Annotated in this window: 14 protein-coding genes; 7 read left to right on the plus strand and 7 right to left on the minus strand. The window is 64.6% G+C overall.

The window, feature by feature from the left end:
• Window positions 1-26 precede the first annotated feature (26 nt).
• Window positions 27-2,867 carry a winged helix-turn-helix domain-containing protein gene (locus IVA80_RS08865; RefSeq protein ID WP_247428115.1) on the minus strand — a complete coding sequence of 947 codons (2,841 nt, stop codon included), beginning with the start codon at window positions 2,865-2,867 and terminating at the stop codon, window positions 27-29.
• A 199-nt stretch (window positions 2,868-3,066) separates the two neighbouring features.
• Between IVA80_RS08865 and IVA80_RS08870 the strand changes: the two genes are divergently transcribed.
• From IVA80_RS08870 to IVA80_RS08880, 3 genes are all read left to right on the plus strand, one after another.
• Complete coding sequence (locus IVA80_RS08870) at window positions 3,067-3,486, plus strand: organic hydroperoxide resistance protein (RefSeq protein ID WP_247428117.1); 420 nt, start codon at window positions 3,067-3,069, stop codon at window positions 3,484-3,486.
• 35 nt (window positions 3,487-3,521) lie between these two features.
• A complete protein-coding gene (locus IVA80_RS08875; RefSeq protein WP_247428119.1) occupies window positions 3,522-4,553 on the plus strand; it encodes an alpha/beta hydrolase in 1,032 nt (343 codons plus the stop codon).
• A gap of 72 nt (window positions 4,554-4,625) precedes the next feature.
• Complete coding sequence (locus tag IVA80_RS08880; protein ID WP_247428122.1) at window positions 4,626-5,177, plus strand: cytochrome P460 family protein; 552 nt, start codon at window positions 4,626-4,628, stop codon at window positions 5,175-5,177.
• A 39-nt stretch (window positions 5,178-5,216) separates the two neighbouring features.
• On the opposite strand, the gene IVA80_RS08885 is transcribed toward IVA80_RS08880, so the two are convergent.
• The 3 genes from IVA80_RS08885 to IVA80_RS08895 form a co-directional block, all read right to left on the minus strand.
• Entirely contained in the window at window positions 5,217-8,726 is a 3,510-nt protein-coding gene (locus IVA80_RS08885) for a PAS domain-containing hybrid sensor histidine kinase/response regulator (protein WP_247428125.1), read from the minus strand.
• Between the two features lie 307 nt (window positions 8,727-9,033).
• Complete coding sequence (hemA, locus tag IVA80_RS08890) at window positions 9,034-10,263, minus strand: 5-aminolevulinate synthase (RefSeq protein WP_247428128.1); 1,230 nt, start codon at window positions 10,261-10,263, stop codon at window positions 9,034-9,036.
• A 217-nt stretch (window positions 10,264-10,480) separates the two neighbouring features.
• Window positions 10,481-11,215, minus strand: a complete 735-nt coding sequence (locus IVA80_RS08895) for a GntR family transcriptional regulator (RefSeq protein WP_247428131.1) — start codon at window positions 11,213-11,215, stop codon at window positions 10,481-10,483.
• A gap of 159 nt (window positions 11,216-11,374) precedes the next feature.
• Between IVA80_RS08895 and IVA80_RS08900 the strand changes: the two genes are divergently transcribed.
• The 4 genes from IVA80_RS08900 to aroQ are packed head-to-tail and all read left to right on the plus strand — an operon-like array spanning window position 11,375 to window position 14,709.
• Complete coding sequence (locus IVA80_RS08900) at window positions 11,375-12,403, plus strand: TRAP transporter substrate-binding protein (protein WP_247428134.1); 1,029 nt, start codon at window positions 11,375-11,377, stop codon at window positions 12,401-12,403.
• A gap of 28 nt (window positions 12,404-12,431) precedes the next feature.
• The gene (locus tag IVA80_RS08905; protein ID WP_247428136.1) at window positions 12,432-12,974 is read left to right on the plus strand and encodes a TRAP transporter small permease; all 543 of its coding nucleotides are present in this window, start codon (window positions 12,432-12,434) and stop codon (window positions 12,972-12,974) included.
• Window positions 12,975-12,977: 3 nt separating this feature from the next.
• Window positions 12,978-14,258 (plus strand): TRAP transporter large permease subunit, encoded by a 1,281-nt coding sequence (locus tag IVA80_RS08910; protein ID WP_247428139.1) that lies wholly within the window; start codon window positions 12,978-12,980, stop codon window positions 14,256-14,258.
• Between the two features lie 19 nt (window positions 14,259-14,277).
• Complete coding sequence (gene aroQ, locus IVA80_RS08915) at window positions 14,278-14,709, plus strand: type II 3-dehydroquinate dehydratase (protein ID WP_247428142.1); 432 nt, start codon at window positions 14,278-14,280, stop codon at window positions 14,707-14,709.
• Between the two features lie 62 nt (window positions 14,710-14,771).
• Here the strand turns inward: aroQ and IVA80_RS08920 are convergent, their stop codons facing one another.
• The 3 genes from IVA80_RS08920 to IVA80_RS08930 all read right to left on the minus strand — a co-directional run bounded on the left by IVA80_RS08920 (window position 14,772) and on the right by IVA80_RS08930 (window position 19,013).
• Window positions 14,772-15,833 (minus strand): MBL fold metallo-hydrolase, encoded by a 1,062-nt coding sequence (locus tag IVA80_RS08920; protein ID WP_247428145.1) that lies wholly within the window; start codon window positions 15,831-15,833, stop codon window positions 14,772-14,774.
• Between the two features lie 135 nt (window positions 15,834-15,968).
• Window positions 15,969-18,125 (minus strand): HAMP domain-containing methyl-accepting chemotaxis protein, encoded by a 2,157-nt coding sequence (locus tag IVA80_RS08925; protein ID WP_247428148.1) that lies wholly within the window; start codon window positions 18,123-18,125, stop codon window positions 15,969-15,971.
• A 162-nt stretch (window positions 18,126-18,287) separates the two neighbouring features.
• Window positions 18,288-19,013 (minus strand): outer membrane protein, encoded by a 726-nt coding sequence (locus IVA80_RS08930; RefSeq protein WP_247428151.1) that lies wholly within the window; start codon window positions 19,011-19,013, stop codon window positions 18,288-18,290.
• Between the last annotated feature and the right edge of the window lie 80 nt (window positions 19,014-19,093).

Below are 19,093 nucleotides of genomic sequence, written 5' to 3' on the forward strand. Positions count from 1 at the left end.
CGCTCCGGGGGTGGCGCAGCGTCCGGCTACAATATTTTCAGCATCCTGTTGGCGGCGTTGATATCCGCCGTACCGGAGCCTTCGGCGAAGCCTTCGAGGGCCGATTGAAGCAATCGTTTCGCTTCCTCACGCCGGCCGCGTCCGACAAACAGCTCGGCGAGATCGATCGCGGCCCGCAACTCCCAGGCTTTCGCGCCCTTGCGGCGGCCAAGCTCCAGCGATTGCATCAGGTGGACTTCAGCTTGCCCGCCGTTCGGCTGGGGGAGAGACAGCAACACCTTGGCCTTTACGCGCAGCAGCTCGGGCATGTAGAGGCGATCGCCGCCTTGCTCGACGAGGCGGATCGCATCGTCGATTAGGCGCACACTTTGCTCGATCTGTCCAAGCGCCAGCAAGCCGTCGACAAGCGCGACGTTGAATGTCGTGGTGAGAAGCTCATAGCCGGCGTCGTGAAGTTCCCGAAGGCAACGCCTTATCGTTTCGACGCCATCAGTGGCGTGTCCCCGTCGGATCGCCAGCTCGCCTTTGACGCCGCGGCCGACGGCGAGATAAGGGCCCATCGAGCGCGATTCGGCATGTGCGATGAAGCGATCGATGTTCTCGTCCGCCCCGTCGAGGTCTCCGCTCCAGAGATCGATCGAGACCGCCCAGATCAGCGCGATGCAGAGCGTGATCGGATGGTCCATCTGCGCGGCCTCGGTGACCGTCTGCAGCGCCAGTTGCCGCGCATCAGAGGGCCGGCCCTGCAACCAAAGCTCGCGCGCGAGCGAGATGCCGGCCCGGTTGCGGTGATCGAAACCGTGGACCGTGCTGATCCGCTCCGTGTCCGGCCCGTGCCAGGCGGCCTCCAGCATGCTCAGTGCATCGCGATGCTCGCCGGCCAGATGCAAGGAGACACCCAGCAGCGAATGGGCGAGGGCGATGGAGGCGGCATCGCCGAGCGTCTCGGCGACCGTGAGGCTCTGCTGCGCATAACCGAGCGCGGCGTCGAACTGTCCCATCCGTTCGTGGAAAATGTGCATGCGGCCGAGCAGCTGGAGCTGGTTCGGCGCGTCGCCGCGCGTCTCGGCAATCGCCAGGCTCCTGCTCAGGGCGGCACGCGCAGCTTCGCTGCCGCCACGCGTGAACATTAAGCTCAATCCGAGAGCGGCCTGGATGTGCATTTCCTCGGCGCTGCCGCGCGAGGACGGATCGATCGCAAGCAGCGCCCGTTCCGACCAGCGCCGGCATTCGATCAGCAGGGACATCGCGAGAAAGATGGGAGCCGCCGCGGCGGCGAGCGCAATGCCGATGCCGACATCGCCGCCCGTGCCGAAGCACCAGTCCAGCGCGGCGCGCACGGTATGAAGCGCGGAGAAATGGATCGCGCGTTCGTCGGCGCTCGGCACCGTCGCCCATGTCGTGCCGGCCTGCTCCAACCATCGCCGGTAATAAGTTGCGTGGCGGGCGGCGAGCGCGGTCTCGTTCGGTACGATATCGAGCAGATAGGCGCGCGTCGTGTCGAGCAGACGGTAGCGCATCATGGCGCCGATCGGTCGCGGCGCGACCATCGACTTTGCGACCAGGCTGTCGATGGCATCGAACAGGCGCGAGCGGTCGACGCGATCGTCCGGCACGACCTCGAGCACGGCGTCGATGGTGAAGTGACCGGCGAAGACGGCAAGCCGGCGCAGCACGAGGCGTTCGGTGTCGGACAGGAGTCCGTAGCTCCAGTCCAGCGTCGCTTGCAACGTCTTCTGCCGCGGCGGCGCGGTGCGCTGGCCCTGCCAGAGCAGATTGAGGCGTTCGTCGAGCAGTACGGCTGTTTGTTCCAGGCCGTAGGCCTCGACCCGGCCGGCGGCGAGCTCGATCGCCAGCGCCATGCCGTCGAGCTTGCGGCAGATCCCGGCGACGATCGCAGCATTGGCATCGTCGAGCGCGATCTGCGCGCCGCCGGCCATGGCACGTTCGAGGAAGAGCTGAAGCGCAGGATAGGTCTGCGCGGCAGCCGCCGTCAGTCCGACATTGTCAGGCGGAACGGCAAGCGGTGCCAACCGATAGACCTGCTCACCCTCGACACGCAGGGCTTCGCGGCTCGTCGCCAGGATATGAACATGCGGCGCAGCGTGGAAGATCTCCGCGGCCAGCGGCGCCGCGGCGGCGATGACGTGCTCGCAATTGTCGAGGATCAGCAGCATCCGCTTGTCCCGGAGATGCGCGAGCAAGGCAGGCAGGGGATCGTCGGCTTGGGCCGGCAAGCCCAGCATCAGCAGGATCGAGGTGATCACGAGATCGGGATCGCTGAGCGCGGCAAGATCGACAAAATGTGCTGCGTCGGAGAAGGTCTCGAGCAGGTCGTGAGCGATTGCTACCGCAACGGCTGTTTTGCCGACGCCGCCGGGACCGGCGATCGTGACGAAGCGCGAGGCGACGAGCCTGTCCGACACGACGGCGACCGCATCGTCGCGGCCGATCATCCGTTGCAGCCGGTTCGGCAGTTTGACGGGCGGCAGGTCCACCCGGAGTGCGGTACGCCGCTCTGCCGGGATCTCTGCTCGCGAGATCGGCGCCACGAAGCAATAGCCGCGGCCGGACAGCGTCGTGATGTAGCGGGCGCCGTCCTTGCCGTCGCCGAGGACTTTACGAAGCGCTGCGACCTGAAAGCGCAGATTGGCTTCTTCCACGGCGACGCCGGGCCACACCAGCGCCATCAGATCCCATTTGCTGACGACCTCGTTCGGCCGCGACATCAGCGCGATCAGCGTGTCGAAGGCTCTCGCACCGAGCGGCAGCGCGACGCCGTCGCGCATCACGAGTCTTTCATGCGGCGTCACGGTGAATGGCCCGAACGATAGGGTTCCCGTTGCGGTGCCGGCCGGCTCGGTCATGGCGGAATCTTGGTCCTTTTCACAGGACCCGATAGCCAGATGATGGCCATCCGGCAAGGCCGTCCCTGCATCGGCATCAGACCGCGAATGCAGGCCTCGGGAGGGATCGTAAGCCGAGACCTCACAACTTCTCACAAATCCAAACGGGTGTCGTGCGGCAGCCGCTGCTAGTCAGTTGCGCAGCGGCAAGGAGACTTTCATGACGCAAGCGGAAAAAATGCTTTACACGGCGCGCACTCACACCAGCGGCGGACGCCAGCACGGCACGTCCCGCAGCTCGGACGGCCGGCTTGATGTGCGGCTCTCGCCGCCCGGCGGCGCAGGCGTCGGCACCAATCCCGAGCAATTGTTCGCGGCGGGCTGGTCGGCCTGCTTCGAAGGCGCGATGGAGATCGCGGCCCGCAAGCGGAAGATCGACCTTCCCAGGAAATGCGCAATCGATGCGGAGATCGACCTCGTTCTCGACGAGGGCGCTTATTCGCTCAGGGCACGCCTCAATGTGAGCCTGCCCGGCCTCGATCGAGAGACCGCACGCGGCATCGTCGATGAGGCGCACCAGACCTGTCCATATTCCAAGGCCGTCCGCGGCAATATCGACGTCGCGGTCGCGCTGATCTGACGCACCACCACAACCATCAACAAGGTAGCAGCACCATGAAACAGATCATTGACCAGCATCGCCGCAAGTTCTTTGGCGTCGCCGCGGGAACCGTCGCCGTCGGTCTCGGCGTGATCGACCTCGCCCGCGCCGAATCGGAGGCGCCGCGGTCCACGGCAACCAATGCGTCTTTCGGTGCGATCAAGCAGATCGATGCCGGTGTCCTCAATGTCGGCTATGCGGAGGCGGGTCCCGCGAACGGTCCCGTGGCGATTCTGCTGCATGGCTGGCCCTACGACATCCATAGCTTCGTCGACGTCGCGCCGATCCTGGCAAAGGCGGGCTACCGCGTGATCATCCCCTACCTGCGCGGCTATGGCACGACGCAGTTCCTCTCCAGCGAGACGCCGCGCAACGGCGAGCCTGCCGCAATGGCCGCCGACATCATCGCGCTGATGGACAAGCTCGACATCAAGAAGGCGGTCGTTGCCGGCTTCGACTGGGGCGCGCGCACCGCCGACATCATCGCCGCGCTGTGGCCGGATCGCTGCCGCGCGCTGGTGTCGGTTAGCGGCTATCTGATCTCCAGCCAGGCCGCCGGCAACGCGCCGCTGCCGCCGCAGGCGGAGTTGCAATGGTGGTACCAGTTCTATTTCGCGACCGAGCGCGGCCGCGCCGGTTACGAGAAGTACACGCACGATTTCGCCAGGCTGATCTGGAAGCTGGCCTCGCCGCAGTGGAAGTTCGACGACGCCACCTTCGACCGGAGCGCGGCGGCGCTGGACAACAAGGACCATGTCGCGATCACGATCCACAATTACCGCTGGCGGCTCGGGCTCGCCCAGGGCGAAGCGAAATACGAGCATCTTGAAAAGAAGCTCGCGGCAGCTCCCGTCATCGACGTGCCGACGATCACGATGGAAGGCGACGCCAATGGCGCGCCGCATCCTGACCCAAGCGCCTATGCCAAGAAGTTCTCCGGCCGATACGAATATCGCCTGATCACCGGCGGCATCGGCCACAATCTGCCGCAGGAAGCACCACAAGCCTTTGCCAAGGCCGTCATCGACGCGGACGGCGGGGCCTGAGGATTTTGCAGCACCTCGGTCCAGCCCGGCTGGACCGAGGCCTCACATGCGATCACAACTTAATGAAGCTTCATGACGACGATGAAATCTGAAAAGACCAAATCTCCCTCCTCTACGACGATGATCGTGCTGGCCGTGCTCCTCCTCGTCATTGTCCTGACATGCGTTCCGTATCTGGTCACGATCGCTTTGGCCAAGGGGCCGGCGGATGCCTCGCCGATCTTCGGAGTCACTGTCCCCGAGGGCTACAAGCAGTGGGAGCTCATCGCGCCGGCCGAGGAGGCGGCCCCCTTGGACGAGCTGCGTGCCGTCGTCGGCAACCAGACCGCGATCGATGCTTATCAAGACGGCAAGCTTCCGTTCCCGGACGGCACTATTCTCGTCAAGCGCGCCTGGAAACGGAAACAGTCACCCGAATTTGCGTCCGCGAGGATTCCCGGCGAGGCCACCACGGTCCAGGTGATGGTCAAGGATTCCAAAAAGTATGGCTCAACCGGCGGCTGGGGCTTTGGCCGCTTCGTCAACGGCAAGCCGGTCGACGAGGCCCAGCATCGCACCTGCTTCGCCTGCCACGAAGCCCGTGCCAAGAGCCGCGACTACGTCTTCACGCGGCTCGCGCCTTGAGCCGCGGAGGCGTGCTGGTCCTTCGCCAGCGAAGCTGCCTTACTCCGCCGCCACCATCTGCTGGGTGCGCCACTGGCCGAGCAGCGCGCGCAGCGAAGCCGGCTTCACCGGCTTGTTGAGCACCGCGACCTTTTCCTCGCGCGCAGCCATTTGCACGGCGGGGCTGCGGTCGGCGGTGATCAGGATGGCGGGGATGGTGTCGCCGAAGCGGCGGCGGATGTCGCGAATGGCGGCGATGCCGTTGCCACGGTCGAGATGATAGTCGACCAAAAGGCCAGTGACGCGCCGACCCGCGCCTTCGATCGCGGCGATCGCGCCTTCGGGGTCGGCAACTGCGATCACCTCTGCGTCCCACGCCTTCAGGAGCGTGCGCATGCCGTCGAGGATCGCGGCGTCGTTCTCGATGCAGACGATCAGGGCGCCCGAGATCGGCGCGCGGGCCAACGGCGTCGCGCTGGTCACGGCCGCGGTGTGGGTGATCGCCTTCGCCGTCGGCACCGTCACGGAAAACACCGAGCCGCCGCCGACATTGGCATCAATGGCGATGCCGTGATTGAGCACGCGGGCCAGCCGTTCGACGATCGACAGTCCCAGCCCAAGGCCGCGGGCGATCCGCGCGCCCTGCTCGAGGCGGTGGAATTCCTTGAAGATCTCGCCGCGCTTGACCGGCGGAATGCCGACGCCGGTATCGTAGACGCAGATCTTGAGCGAGGCGCCGCGGCGGCGGCAGCCGACCAGCACGCGCCCGCGCGGGGTATATTTGATCGCGTTGGAGATCAGATTCTGGAGCAGCCGCCGCAGCAGGAGACGGTCCGACTCGACCGGCAGCGAGCAAGGCACAAAGGCGAGCTCCAGGTTCTTGGCGCGCGCGATCGGCGCGAATTCGATTTCCAGCGAGCGCATCAGGTCGGCCATCTTGAAGCTCGAGATCGAGGTCGTCATCGCTCCGGCATCGAGCCGCGATATGTCGAGCAATGCGCCGAGGATCTCCTCGATCGCCACAAGCGATTCGTCGATGTTCTCGACCAGCCGCGTTTCCTCGCCGCTGTGCTGGCGCTCGACCAGACTGGTGACATAGAGCCGCGCCGCGTTCAGGGGCTGGAGGATGTCGTGGCTGGCTGCCGCAAGGAAGCGCGTCTTGGAGATGCTGGCGTCTTCGGCTGCGCTCTTGGCCAGCGCCAGCTCCGAGTTCAACCGGGTCAGTTCCTCGGTGCGGTCGCGCACCCGCTTTTCGAGCGTCGCATTGGCGCGCTCCAGCGCTTCGGCCGCCTCGAACGTGGGCGTGACGTCGGTGAAGGTGATGACGAAGCCGCCGCCCGGCATGCGGTTGGTCAAGATCTCGATCACCATGTGGCGGTCGGGCAGGCGCTCGAGATAAGGCTCGCTGTCAGTGGTGTAGGCTGCAAGCCGGCGCTCCAGCATGGCCTCGCGCTCGACCGGATCGGCCGGCTCGCTCACGCCCATGAATTCCAGGATTTCACGCAAGGGCGTGCCGAACTGGATGAAATGCGGCGGCACGTTGAGGAGATCGCCGAACTGTCGGTTGGAGCAGATCAGTTGGAGATCGGCATCGAACACCGCGATGCCCTGGCGCACATGGTTGAGCGCCGTCTGGAGGATCTCGCGGTTGAAATGCAGTGCCGCGTGGGAATCGTCGAGCAGCTTGAGTGCCGCTTTCGCCGACACGGTCCGCTTGCGCAGCAGCAGCGACATCACGAGCCGCGAGGAGGCCGCGCCGATCGAAGAGGCGATCAGGTGCTCAGCATGCTGCAACAGCTCGAAATCGGCGGGTGCCCCGGACTCCAGCCGCACATTGCGCCGCGCCGAAAATGCTTCAAACGAATGCCGGGCGCGGTCGGGCCCGAGATATTGCTCAACCGTGGTCTGGATGTCCTGCACTGTGACGGTGGTGCGCCAGCGGCGGAAGCTTGGGGAGATCGGCGCCAGCGTGTCGGGCACGAACAGATCGGCTTGCACCAGCTCGATCGAAGATGGCCGGCGCGCCAGCGACAGCAGCACATAGGTGAGGATGTTGAGCGACAGCGACCAGATCACGCCGTGCATTAGCGGCGGCAGGTCGGCGCCGAACAGCGCCAGCGGGCGCAGCGCCTCGACCCCGAACGGGCCGTGCTGGAGCAGCAGGATGCCGGCCGTCGAGGTGTCCATGAAGCTCGGAATGAACAGCGTGTAGAGCCACACCGCGAAGCCGACCAGCATGCCGCCGATTGCGCCGCGCGCGGTGGCGCGCCGCCACAACAGCCCGCCGAAGAAGCTTGGCGCGAGCTGGGCGATGGCGGCAAAGGAGAGCAGGCCGATCGCCGCAAGCTGGGTATTGCCGAGCGCGCGGTAGTAGAAATAGGCCATCACCATGATGGCGAAGATCGCGAGCCGCCGCGAGCGCAGCAGGAAGTCGCTGAAATCGGCGCCGCCGGTGCGCCCCTCCGGCCGTCGTTGCAGCACCAGGGGCACAACGAGGTCGTTCGAAACCATGATCGAGAGCGCAACGCATTCGACGATCACCATCGCAGTCGCCGCCGACAGGCCGCCGACGAAAATGGCGACGCTGAGCAACGCCGCGCCGCCCTCCATCGGCAGCGCCAGCACGTACATGTCGGGCTCGACCGCGCCGAACGGGAAGCTGACGAGGCCGGCGAGCGCGATCGGGATCACGAACACATTGATGGCAACAAGGTAGAGCGGAAACAGCCAGCGCGCGCGGCCGACCTCGGCATCCGAGGAATTCTCCACCACGCTGACGTGGAATTGGCGCGGCAGCAGCATGATAGCGCACAGCGACAGCAGCGTCATGGTCAGGAAGTTGCCGATCGACGGCGAATAGTTGATGGCGCGCACCGCCTCCGGCGTCTTCATGGCGCGCTCGATCAATTCGTGCGGCGAGAACATCCAGAAGGTGACGAAGATGCCGGCGGTGAGGAACGCGACCAGCTTGATGATGGATTCGGTTGCGACCGCCAGCATCAGGCCGTGCTGGTGCTCGGTGGCGTCGCTCTGCCGCGTGCCGAACAGCACCGCGAAGGCCGCCATCGCCAGCGTCACCATCAGCGCCATGTCGCCGACGATCGGGATGTGGGAGAAGGCCTGGTCCTCGCTCAGGATCGTTTCGAGCGAGGAGGCCACCGCTTTGAGCTGGAGTGCGATATAGGGCACCGAACCGATGATCGCGATCAGCGCCACGGTCGCCGCCACCGACTGGCTCTTGCCGTAGCGCGCGCAGATGAAGTCGGCGATCGAGGTGATGTTGTGGGCCTTGGCGAGCTGGATCACACGGCGCAAGACGCCGGCGCCGAGCCCGATCATCAGGATCGGGCCGACATAGATCGCCAGGAAGTCGGTCGAGGTGCGGGTGGCAAAGCCGACCGAGCCGAAGAAGGTCCAGGAGGTGCAGTAGATCGCCAGTGACAGCGGATAGATCAGCCCGGACGCGCGGCCGGCCTTGGCCTGCGAGCGGCGGTCGCCATGGCTCGCCACTAGGAACAGGAAACCGATATAGCCGAAGGCGGCAGCGATCACGCCCCAATCGTGCAGCATGGCGAGCGTGCTTCTCCCTGGGCGCTGGCCGCGCCCGAACTCATTTTCCTTGTAAATCTAGCGCGTTGAACGGCTGCAAGCGACAGCGAAATACCGCGCCGGGGTGGGAACTGAGGTTGTCGTTAAGCCGCCGGGCGACCTGCTAGCACTCCCTCGCCCCGCTTGCGGGGAGAGGGTGGGGTGAGGGGGAGCCTCCGCGCAGGTTGGTGACAGTTGAATTCGCGGAAGCTCCCCCTCACCCGGAATCCGCGCGTTTCCGCGCGCATTCCGGCCTCTCCCCGCAAGCGGGGAGAGGCGAAGAACAAGCCTACTCCGCCGCCAGCGACTTCTCGCGCAGAGGCAGGCCGAGGCGGTCCCACACCTGCAACAGCGCTTCGGCGAGCTGATCGATCAGGCCGTCGTCGTGATAGGGCGAGGGCGTGATGCGCAGGCGCTCGGTGCCCTTGGCCACCGTCGGATAGTTGATCGGCTGGATATAGATGCCGTGCTGTTCCAGCAGCAGGTCGGACGCCTGCTTGCACTTCTCGGCATCGCCGATGAACAGCGGCACGATATGGGTATCGCTCGACATCACCGGCAGGCCGGCGGCATTGAGGATCGCCTTGACGCGGGCGGCGCGGTCCTGGTGCCGCTCGCGCTCCCAGCTCGAGGTCTTCAGATGCTTGATCGCGGCGGTTGCGGCCGAGCAGATCGCCGGCGGCAGCGCGGTGGTGAAGATGAAGCCTGGCGCGTAGGAGCGCACGGCGTCGATGATCTCGCCATTGGCGGCGATGTAGCCGCCGAGGCAGCCGAACGCTTTCGCCAGCGTGCCTTCCAGAATGTCGATGCGATGCATCACGCCGTCACGCTCGGCGATACCGCCGCCGCGGGGACCGTACATGCCGACCGCGTGGACCTCGTCGACATAGGTCATCGCGCCATATTTCTCGGCGAGATCGCAGATTTTTGCGAGCGGCGCGACGTCGCCGTCCATCGAATAAAGGCTCTCGCAGGCGATCAGCTTCGGCCGGTTCGGGCCCGCAGCCTTCAACAGCGCTTCGAGATCGGCGAGGTCGTTGTGGCGGAACACGAGCCGTTCGCAGCCGGACTGCCGGATCCCCTCGATCATCGAATTATGGTTGAGCTCGTCCGACAGGATCAGGCAGTTCGGAATGAGCTTCGCGATGGTCGCGATGCCGGTCTGGTTCGAGACATAGCCCGAGGTGAACAGCAGCGAGGCTTCCTTGCCGTGAAGATCGGCGAGCTCGGCCTCGAGCTGCACCAGCGGATGATGCGTGCCGGCGATGTTGCGGGTGCCGCCCGCGCCGGTGCCGACGCGGGTCGCGGTTTCGACCATGGCGCCGACCACCTTCGGGTGCTGGCCCATCCCGAGATAATCGTTGGAGCACCAGATCACGACGTCGCGTTTGCCCTTGGGCGAGTGCCAGAGCGCATGCGGGAACCGGCCGGCGATGCGTTCGAGATCGGCGAACACGCGGTAGCGCCGCTCAGTGTGGAGACGATCGAGGGCGGAATTGAAGTACTGGCTGTAATCCATCGGCAAAACTCAAGACGGAACTGACCAAAAGGGCCGCATCTTCTTAGAGCTTTTCCAGCTCTAATGTCTATGCGCTATCCCACATTTGGCCGTGAGGTGCATTTGGGCAAAATGCCCTATCTCGCGCGTTGCAACTTGATCCCGATCAAGTTCACGCGAGGGGTGATGCTGCCCCGCACCCATGCGCCGCGGCGCAAGTCCTGGTCGGCCTCGGACGCTAGCCAGCCTTGGCCTTCTTGCGCGGCTCGGCACGCGCGTCCTTGACCGCGACTGCCGGCTTCAACCAATCCGAATTGCGCAAGGCATGCGCGACGCAATCATGGATGTGGGTGTGCAGCACCCTTGCCGCGCCCTTGGCGTCGCGCTTCAGCGCCAGCTCCTTCAACTCGCGATGTTCGGCTGCCGCCATCTCGCCGCGGAACACCACGGCGATCATCTGATAGCGCAGATAGCGGTCATAGACCGCGGCATGCGCATCGAGCAGCACCTTGGAGCCGCAGGCCGCGACGAGCGCGCGGTGAAACTGAAAATCGCACTGCTTCCAGCTTTCCGCGTCGGACCGCTCGCCTGACAGCAGCATCCGCTCCATCGCCGCGAGCTTGTGATGCGCGGAGACGATGCGCGCCTCCCAGTCGAGATCGCCGGCCGCAAACGACTTCTCAATCATGTGACCTTCGAGCAGCTCGCGCAGCTCCGCGATCTCCTGGAATTCGGCCGCCGAGATCGGCGCGACCTCGAAGCCGCGCTGGCCTTCGGCGACGACGAACCCTTCCGAGCACAACCGGTTCAGCGTCTCGCGCAGCGTGGAGATGCTGGTGCCATAGGCGTCGCTCATTCGTTCGAGCTTCAGCTTCTGACCCGGCGCCAGCTTGCCGAAGATCAGGTCGGTGCGGATGCGGCGGTAGGCGCTATCGCCCACCGTCTCGGTGATCGTGTCGGGAAGGGTGTCCATTCTTCATCCTAGCGCTTTGGATGTGCGTCTTGGCAAATTTTGCAACTTTATCAAGCGTTTCTCATAATATCATACAAAATGTGAATTATAGGTTGATTTGTTATTTGCCATATAAGATTGTCCCGTTCTAAGGAACGAGATCAAACAGGGGAGGGGACGATGCCCGTTCGGTTCAAAAGTCTGGCTTTCGTGGCGGCGATCGGAGCGATCGCATTCGGCGCGATAGGGCCGGCCTCGGCGCAGGCCATCCAGGAGCGCACCATCCGCTGGGGGCACCTCAACAACACCGACCATCCCGTCAGCAAGGGCGTCCAGAAGTTCGCCGAGATCGTGGCAGCCAAGAGCGGTGGCAAGATCAAGGTGCGTGAATATCCGGCCAATCAGCTCGGCAGCGAGATGCAGCAGCAATCCGCGCTGCGCGCCGGCACTCAGGAGATGCAATCGCCGGCGACGACGTCGCTGGCCGGCATCGTCAAGGATTTCGGCCTGATCGACTTCCCCTTCATCGTCTCGACGCCGCAGCAGGCCGACGCCTTGCTCGACGGTCCGCTCGGCGCGGCGCTTTTGGCAAAGTTGCCCGAGAAGGGTCTCGTCGGCCTTGCCTATTGGGATCTCGGCTTCCGCAACGTCACCAACAGCCGCCGTACGATCGCCAAGGGCGAGGACCTCGACGGCATCAAGATCCGCGTGATCCCCAACCCGGTTTATCTAGAAACCTTCAAGGCCTTCAACGCCAACCCGGTGCCGATGAGCTTTTCAGAACTCTACAGCGCGCTGGAGACCCGCACCGTCGACGGCCAGGAGAATCCGTTCTCGGTGATCCTGTCGAACAAGTTCTTCGAGGTGCAGAAATATCTCAGCGTCACCAACCACACCTACTCGACCAACATCATCCTGATCAGCAAGAAATTCTGGGACGGGCTCTCGCCCGACGAGCAGAAGATCCTGCAGGACGCCGCGATCGAGGCGCGCGACTACCAGCGCAAGGTCAGCCGCGAGCAGGCCAAGGCCGCGATCGACGAACTCAAGGTCAAGGGCATGGCGATCAACGAGATCGCGCCGGCCGAGCTTGACCGCATGCGCGTGAAGACGAAGCCGATCGCGGAGAAATTCTCCGCCGAGTACGACCCGGCCATCGTCAAGCTGTTCAACAGCGAGCTCGACCGCGTGCACGCGCTGAAGCCTTGAGTCGTCGCACCGCAGCGGGCCCGATGTCATGAACGCCGTCGTTGAAGCCTATTTCCGGCTGCTGCGCGCGGTGATTGCGGTGCTGCTCGCCGTCATGGTGGTGCTGGTGTTCGGCAATGTGGTGCTGCGCTACGGCTTCAACTCCGGCATCGTCATCTCGGAAGAACTGTCGCGCTGGCTGTTCGTCTGGATGGTGTTTTTGGGCGCGATCATCGGCATGAAGGAGCACGCGCATCTCGGCGTCGACACCCTCGTCAAGGTGCTGCCGCCGCTCGGCCGCAAAGTTTGCTACGGCGTCAGCCACGCTCTGATGCTCTATGCCTCCATGTTGCTGACGGAAGGATCGTGGAAGCAGACGGTGCTGAACTGGGATACCGTGGCGCCCGCCTCGGGGCTTTCCGTCGGCCTGTTCTATGCCGCCGGCATCGTGTTCGGCGCTTCCTCCTGCGTGATCATTGCGTACGAGCTCTACCGGCTCGCGACAGGGCAGATCCCCGATGCCGATCTCATCGCCGTCAGCGAATCCGAGGAGCTGACGCATTCTCCTGATGCCGCGGGCGGAAAGCTCTAGGGCATGACGGTCGCCATCTTCACTTTCTCGCTGCTGGGTGCCATGGCGATCGGGATGCCGATCGCGTTTGCGCTGATCATTTGCGGCATCGCGCTGATGATCTATCTGGCCATGTTCGACTCCCAGATCATCGCGCAGAACGTCATCAACGGGGTCGATTCCTTTCCGCTGATGGCGGTGCCGTTTTTCATCCTCGCCGGCGAGGTCATGAACAGCGGTGGGCTCGCACGCCGCATCCTCAACTTCGCCATCGCGCTGGTCGGTCATTTCCGCGGCGGCCTCGGCTATGTCGCGATTCTGACGTCCTGCATTCTGGCCTCGCTGTCGGGCTCCGCGGTCGCAGACGCCGCGGCGCTCGGCTCGCTGCTGGTGCCGATGATGGCCGCCGCCGGCCATAGTCGTGCCAGTGCGGCTGGGCTGGTCGCGGCCGGCGGGATCATTGCTCCGGTGATCCCGCCGTCGATCGGCTTCGTCATCTTCGGCGTCGCCGCCAATGTCTCGATCTCAAAGCTGTTCCTGGCCGGCATCGTGCCGGGCCTCTTGCTTGGCATCGGCCTGTGCTTTGCCTGGTGGTGGGTGGTGCGCAAGGAAAACCCGGCGCGCCTGCCGCGCAAGACATTCGCCGAGATCTGGCGCGCGCTGATCGACGGCTTCTGGGCCCTGATGCTGCCGATGATCATCATCTTCGGCCTGCGCTTCGGCATCTTCACGCCGACGGAAGCCGCCGTCGTCGTCGCGGTCTATTCGCTGGTGGTGGCGATGGGCGTCTATCGCGAGCTCAAGCCGTCGCAACTGCCGGCGCTGCTGGTCTCGACCGCGCAGACCACGGCGGTGGTGATGTTCCTGGTCGCCGCCGCGCTGGTGTCGTCATGGCTGATCACGGTCGCGGAGATCTCCGACCAGATCGTGGCGCTGACAAAGCCGTTCGCCGGCAACCAGACCCTTCTCACCGTCGCTTTGATGGTCATCGTCGTAATCGTCGGCACCGCGCTCGACATGACGCCGACGATCCTGATCCTGACGCCGATCCTGATGCCGATCGTCAAGCAGGCCGGCATCGATCCCGTCTATTTCGGCGTGCTCTTTATCATCAACAACGCGATCGGACTGATCACGCCGCCGGTCGGCGTCGTGCTCAACGTGGTCGCCGGCGTCTCCCGCGTCAGCATGAACGATCTGATCCGCGGCGTCTGGCCGTTCTTGATCGCGCAGCTGGTCGTGCTGGCCTTGCTGACGCTGTTTCCTGTTCTCGTCACCGGGCCTGCAAAATGGCTCGGCGGATAATTCCTGAAAGGACCTGTCCATGAAGCGCGTGATGATCCTCAACGGTCCCAACCTCAACATGCTCGGCATCCGCGAGCCGCACATCTACGGCACGACGACGCTCGCAGAGGTCAATGCGAGCTGCCAGGAAGCCGCCTTAAAGCTCGGGCTCAAGCTCGCCTTCCACCAGTCCAACCACGAAGGCGTGCTGGTCGATCTGATCCAGTCGGCGCGGCAGGATGCGGATGCCATCGTCATCAATCCGGCCGGCCTCTCCTTCACTTCGGTCTCGATCATGGACGCGATCAAGACGTTCGAAGGCCCGGTGCTGGAAGTCCACATCTCCAACATCCACGCTCGCGACGAATATCATCGCCACTCCAAGATCTCGTTCGTGGCGACCGGCGTGATCTGCGGGCTGGGCCCGTTCGGCTACGTCGCGGCGCTGCACGCGATCGCTAATATGAAGTGAGGGTCTGCACCCTCGCCCCGCAAGCGGGGCGAGGGTGTCCCAGATCGCCGCCGGAGTTGGCCTCAAGTCGTCCTGAACTGGAGCACGCCGTCCTTGGTTTCCGCCGTCAGCCGGCCCTCGACGATCATGTAGTTGACGTGGGCGACGAGTTCGCCGGCGGCGAAACCCATCTGGTGCTCGTCCAGCACATGCTTGTTGAACACCACAGGCACCAAGGCGCGCGAGGTCTGCGGCACCTCGCGGCAAGCTTCCGCGATCAGACGGCAGCGCTCTTCGTGGTGATCGGCGAGCTGCTTGATGCGGGTCTTCAGACCGTAGAACGGCACGCCGTGGCCGGGCAGCACCAGCAAATCGTAGGGCAGGGTGGTGGTCAGGCTCGCGAGCGAGGCCAGATATTCGCCGAGTGAGTTCTGGTCGGGTTCGACCGCCCAGACGCTGACATTGGGCGAGATCTTGCTGAGCACTTGGTCGGCGGAGAGGAACAGCTTGTCGTCGGCGCAGTACAGCATCACCTGGTCGAGCGCGTGCCCGCCGCCGGTGATGACCTTGAAGCGGCGGGGGCCGATCACGACCTCGTCGCCATGCGAGATGCGGCGGTAGGACGGCGGCAGCACCGAGACGCGTTTGAGATAATCCTGACCGCGGCCGAGCAGCTTTTCGGTGAGCGACTCGTCCATGCCGTGGCGGCGGAAGAACAGCCGCTGCGCTTCGCGCCGCTCTTCGGTGCCGCGGTTCTGGTGATAGACCGATTGCAGATATTCGACCTGCGACATCACCAGCGGGCAGTCGAACCGCTCGACGATCCAGCCCGCGAGCCCAACATGATCAGGGTGCGAGTGGGTGACGATAAGGCGCGTGATGTTGACGCCTTTCAGCGGCCCCTCGAACAGCTTCGTCCAGGCCTCGATGGTCTCCTCATTGCCGAAGCCGGCATCGATCATCGCGTAGCCGTCGCCATCGGCGAGCAGATAGATGTTCACGTGGTTGAGGCGGAACGGTAGCTTCAGCCGCGCCCACAACACGCCGGGCCGGATCTCCACGACCTCTTCGGGGCCGGGATGCTGTTCCCAGGGATAGCGAAGGGCCTCGGCGGAGGACTGAACGGTGTCGGTTTTCGAGTTCATGCTACCGGCTTAAACCCACCGTGCGCAGGGCGCCAGCCGAAAAAAGGGCGCGAGGCCCGCCCGCATAGCCGTCATTCCGTCGATTTTCCGTAACCCGGATCGAGCGCAGCGCGATCCGGGCTCCGGGACAGGGTCTTACGCCGCCCGCATGTTGTTGAGGAACGCGTCGATCTCTCCGCGCAGCATGTCGGCCTCGCGGCGGAGCGCATCCGAAGCGCCGAGCACTTCGCTGGCGGCCGCGCCGGCTTCCGCCGAAGCCGTGGAGACGCCGACGATGTTGCTGGAAACCTCGCTGGTGCCGCCGGCGGCATGCTGGATGTTGCGGGCGATTTCGCGGGTGGCCGCGCCCTGTTCCTCGACCGCGGCGGCGATCGTCGTCGTCACGTCGTTGATCTCGCCGATGATCCGGCCGATGCCCTGGATGGCGCCCACCGCCGAGGTGGTGACGTCCTGCATGCTGGCGATCTGGTTACGGATCTCTTCGGTCGCCTTGGCGGTCTGGCTCGCAAGGCTCTTCACCTCGGAGGCGACCACCGCGAAGCCACGGCCGGCTTCGCCCGCGCGCGCGGCCTCGATGGTGGCGTTGAGCGCGAGCAGGTTGGTCTGCGAGGCGATGGTCTGGATCAGGTCGACCACGACGCTGATGCGGCTCGCGCTGTCGGCAAGGCTCTGTACCGTCGCGTCGGTGGCACCGGCCTCGCTGACCGCCTTCCGGGCGATCTCGGCCGAGGTGACCACCTGCCTGCTGATCTCCTGGATCGAGGACGACAATTGCTCGGTGCCGGCCGACACGGTCTGAACGTTGACTGAGGTCTCCTCCGCGGCGGAGGCGACCGCGTTCACCAGTGCGTTGGACTGGTCGGCGGTGTTCGACATGCTCTGCGCGGTGGACTGCATCGAATTGGCCGACTGCGCGAGATTGTCGAGCGCGTTGCGTACCGTGCCCTCGAACTCGGCGATCTTCGCTTCCATGCGCGCGGCACGCTCGGCCTTGGCGACACGGTCCTTGTCCTGCTCGCTCGACATCGTGCGGGCCTCGACCATGCTCTCGCGGAACACTTGCAGCGTGTTCGCCATCACCGAGATTTCGTCATTGTGGTGCTTCGAGCGGTAGATCTCCGTCTCGAGGTCGCCGTTCGCGAGCAGCTGCATCGACTGCTGAAGCGCGCCAATCCGCCGCAGGATGTTGCGGCCGACATAGAGCCAGACGAACAGTGCCGAGCCGACCAGCATCAGCGCGCCTAGCGCCAGCATTGCGGTGGTGGCGAGCGAGATCTCCTGACGCGCCTGGAAGGTCGACGCGTTGGTCTCCTTCTGCACGCCGTCGACGAGCTGCTGCACACTGATGCCGAGACCGACATTGAGCTTGCGGGTCTCGTCGAGGATGGTCTGGCCGTAGTCGATGGCGTCGAGTTCCTTCTGGCGGATCTTGAACACGCCGATCTTGCCCTCGCCGAAGGCAAACAGCTTCTGCACGGAGTCGCGCACCGCCTGCATCGAGGACATATTGGGGAGATCCTCGAGGTTCGATTTGACGCGGTCGCGCGTCGCCTTGAACTCCTTCTCGATCGCCTCCAGCGTGTCGCTGTTGTTGGCCGACAGCGCCGCCATCATGTCGGCGGCCATCAGATTGCCGTTGGCGGAGATTGTCGCGACCTGGGAGACGGTGCGGGCGGCTTCGGTGGCATCATCGGCGGAAACTTCTGCCGCGCCGAGGATCGCGTTCAGGCGCGTCTGTGCGTCCAGCATCGCAGGACCGGCCGCGCCGACGAAGGTGAGCTGCGCCTTGCGCAACGCCTCATATTGCTTGTCATGCAGCGCGCCGGTCTCAAGCCGTTCGCGCGCGGCCGACACCAGGCTCTGGGTCGCCTCGTCGATGCTCTTGGCGGTGTCGCGCAGCGCGGTCGCGATCTGCTTGTCGGCGCCGAGCTCGATGATCTCGCCGAGCTTGGCCATGGCGAACTGCTGGATGTCCTTCACGCTCTTGGTGCGTTCGTTCAGCGCCTCGTCGGAGGGCGATGCCAGCAGGCCCGGGCCTTGCGCCGCGAGCGTTGCGCTTTGGGAGGCGAGCTGCAGGCTGGCGGAGAGGCGGGGAATGTCGCGGCCGCTCAGATCCATCATGGTGGTGCCGAGATGGTTGAACACGAAGCCGGCGCCGGCTGCGATCGCGAGGCCCATGCCCGCGATCAATGCGAAGGCGGCGAACAGGCTGCCGCGGACGCCCCATTTCGGCATTTTGAAACGAGGTTTGAAACGGCCAAGCAAATGGCCAACGCTCAGACGGATCGCCATCGAAATTCCCCCACGCGTGATCTTTATGTTTTCGCTGCGGAGTATCGTTGGGGCGGGTTAAAAAATCGCAAGTTGCACAATCGGTTGCGCCAGTTCCGCACAGCGAAACAGAAGGGCCGGCTGAGTTGCCGGCCCTTGACGAAACAGATCTGAGAGGCGCGATCAGTAGCGCGCCACCGCCGAATTGGCCCAGTTGAAGCGGTAGTTGAGACCCGCCTTAAAGGTGTGATCGTCGGTGGTGAAGTTGCCGGTGCCCACCAGCGGGCCCGCGGTGAAGTGTGCGTCGCCGAAATTGTAGTACTGGTACTCGGCCTTGGCCGACCAGTTCGGAGCGAACATATATTCGAGGCCGGCGCCGACGGTGTAGCCGTTGCGGTGATCGCCGTCGATGATGAAACCGGTCGGCACGCCGCCTACCGTCACCTTCTCGTTGTTGTCCGAATAGGCGTAGCCGCCCTTGACGTAAAGCAGGCCCGGACCCCAGGTGTAGCCGACGCGGCCGGTGATCGAGCCGAGGCCACGCTGGTCGTTGTTGTAGGCGACGCCGCCCGGGAATGCCGCGCCGACGCTGCCGGAGAGCCAGGAATACTGGCCTTCGACGCCGACCACGAAGTTCGGGTTGAACTGCCAGTCCGCACCGACCTGCACGCCGCCGAGGAAACGGCCGTTGCCGTTGTTGCCGGTGGAGAGGCCGTTGAAATTGTTGTCGCTGGAGAACGCGCCGCCGAGATGCGCACCGATGTAGAAACCGGTCCAGTTGTAGATCGGCGCGGCATAGGCCGGCGCGGGCGCCTTGTAGTAGTTGCGGTTGCCGAGATCGGCGCCGATGGCCGGCGCAGCCGCGCCCACCACGAGCAGCGCGACGGTCGCAAACAGAATCTTCTTCATCGTCTTGAACTCCAACACTTTGGTGCCCGGCAGGCGCGCTGTCCGCGCCGTCGTTGGTTTTGCAGATAGCTCGCTTTTGA

The sequence above is a fragment of the Bradyrhizobium sp. 139 genome (assembly GCF_023074175.1).
GTDB lineage: Bacteria > Pseudomonadota > Alphaproteobacteria > Rhizobiales > Xanthobacteraceae > Bradyrhizobium.

Excerpts from the sequence above, each read along its gene's own strand:
- IVA80_RS08865 (WP_247428115.1), bottom strand. The coding sequence starts at position 2,867 with ATGACCGAGCCGGCCGGCACCGCAACGGGAACCCTATCGTTCGGGCCA.
- IVA80_RS08870 (WP_247428117.1), top strand. The coding sequence starts at position 3,067 with ATGACGCAAGCGGAAAAAATGCTTTACACGGCGCGCACTCACACCAGC.
- IVA80_RS08875 (WP_247428119.1), top strand. The coding sequence starts at position 3,522 with ATGAAACAGATCATTGACCAGCATCGCCGCAAGTTCTTTGGCGTCGCC.
- IVA80_RS08880 (WP_247428122.1), top strand. The coding sequence starts at position 4,626 with ATGACGACGATGAAATCTGAAAAGACCAAATCTCCCTCCTCTACGACG.
- IVA80_RS08885 (WP_247428125.1), bottom strand. The coding sequence starts at position 8,726 with ATGCTGCACGATTGGGGCGTGATCGCTGCCGCCTTCGGCTATATCGGT.
- hemA (WP_247428128.1), bottom strand. The coding sequence starts at position 10,263 with ATGGATTACAGCCAGTACTTCAATTCCGCCCTCGATCGTCTCCACACT.
- IVA80_RS08895 (WP_247428131.1), bottom strand. The coding sequence starts at position 11,215 with ATGGACACCCTTCCCGACACGATCACCGAGACGGTGGGCGATAGCGCC.
- IVA80_RS08900 (WP_247428134.1), top strand. The coding sequence starts at position 11,375 with ATGCCCGTTCGGTTCAAAAGTCTGGCTTTCGTGGCGGCGATCGGAGCG.
- IVA80_RS08905 (WP_247428136.1), top strand. The coding sequence starts at position 12,432 with ATGAACGCCGTCGTTGAAGCCTATTTCCGGCTGCTGCGCGCGGTGATT.
- IVA80_RS08910 (WP_247428139.1), top strand. The coding sequence starts at position 12,978 with ATGACGGTCGCCATCTTCACTTTCTCGCTGCTGGGTGCCATGGCGATC.
- aroQ (WP_247428142.1), top strand. The coding sequence starts at position 14,278 with ATGAAGCGCGTGATGATCCTCAACGGTCCCAACCTCAACATGCTCGGC.
- IVA80_RS08920 (WP_247428145.1), bottom strand. The coding sequence starts at position 15,833 with ATGAACTCGAAAACCGACACCGTTCAGTCCTCCGCCGAGGCCCTTCGC.
- IVA80_RS08925 (WP_247428148.1), bottom strand. The coding sequence starts at position 18,125 with ATGGCGATCCGTCTGAGCGTTGGCCATTTGCTTGGCCGTTTCAAACCT.
- IVA80_RS08930 (WP_247428151.1), bottom strand. The coding sequence starts at position 19,013 with ATGAAGAAGATTCTGTTTGCGACCGTCGCGCTGCTCGTGGTGGGCGCG.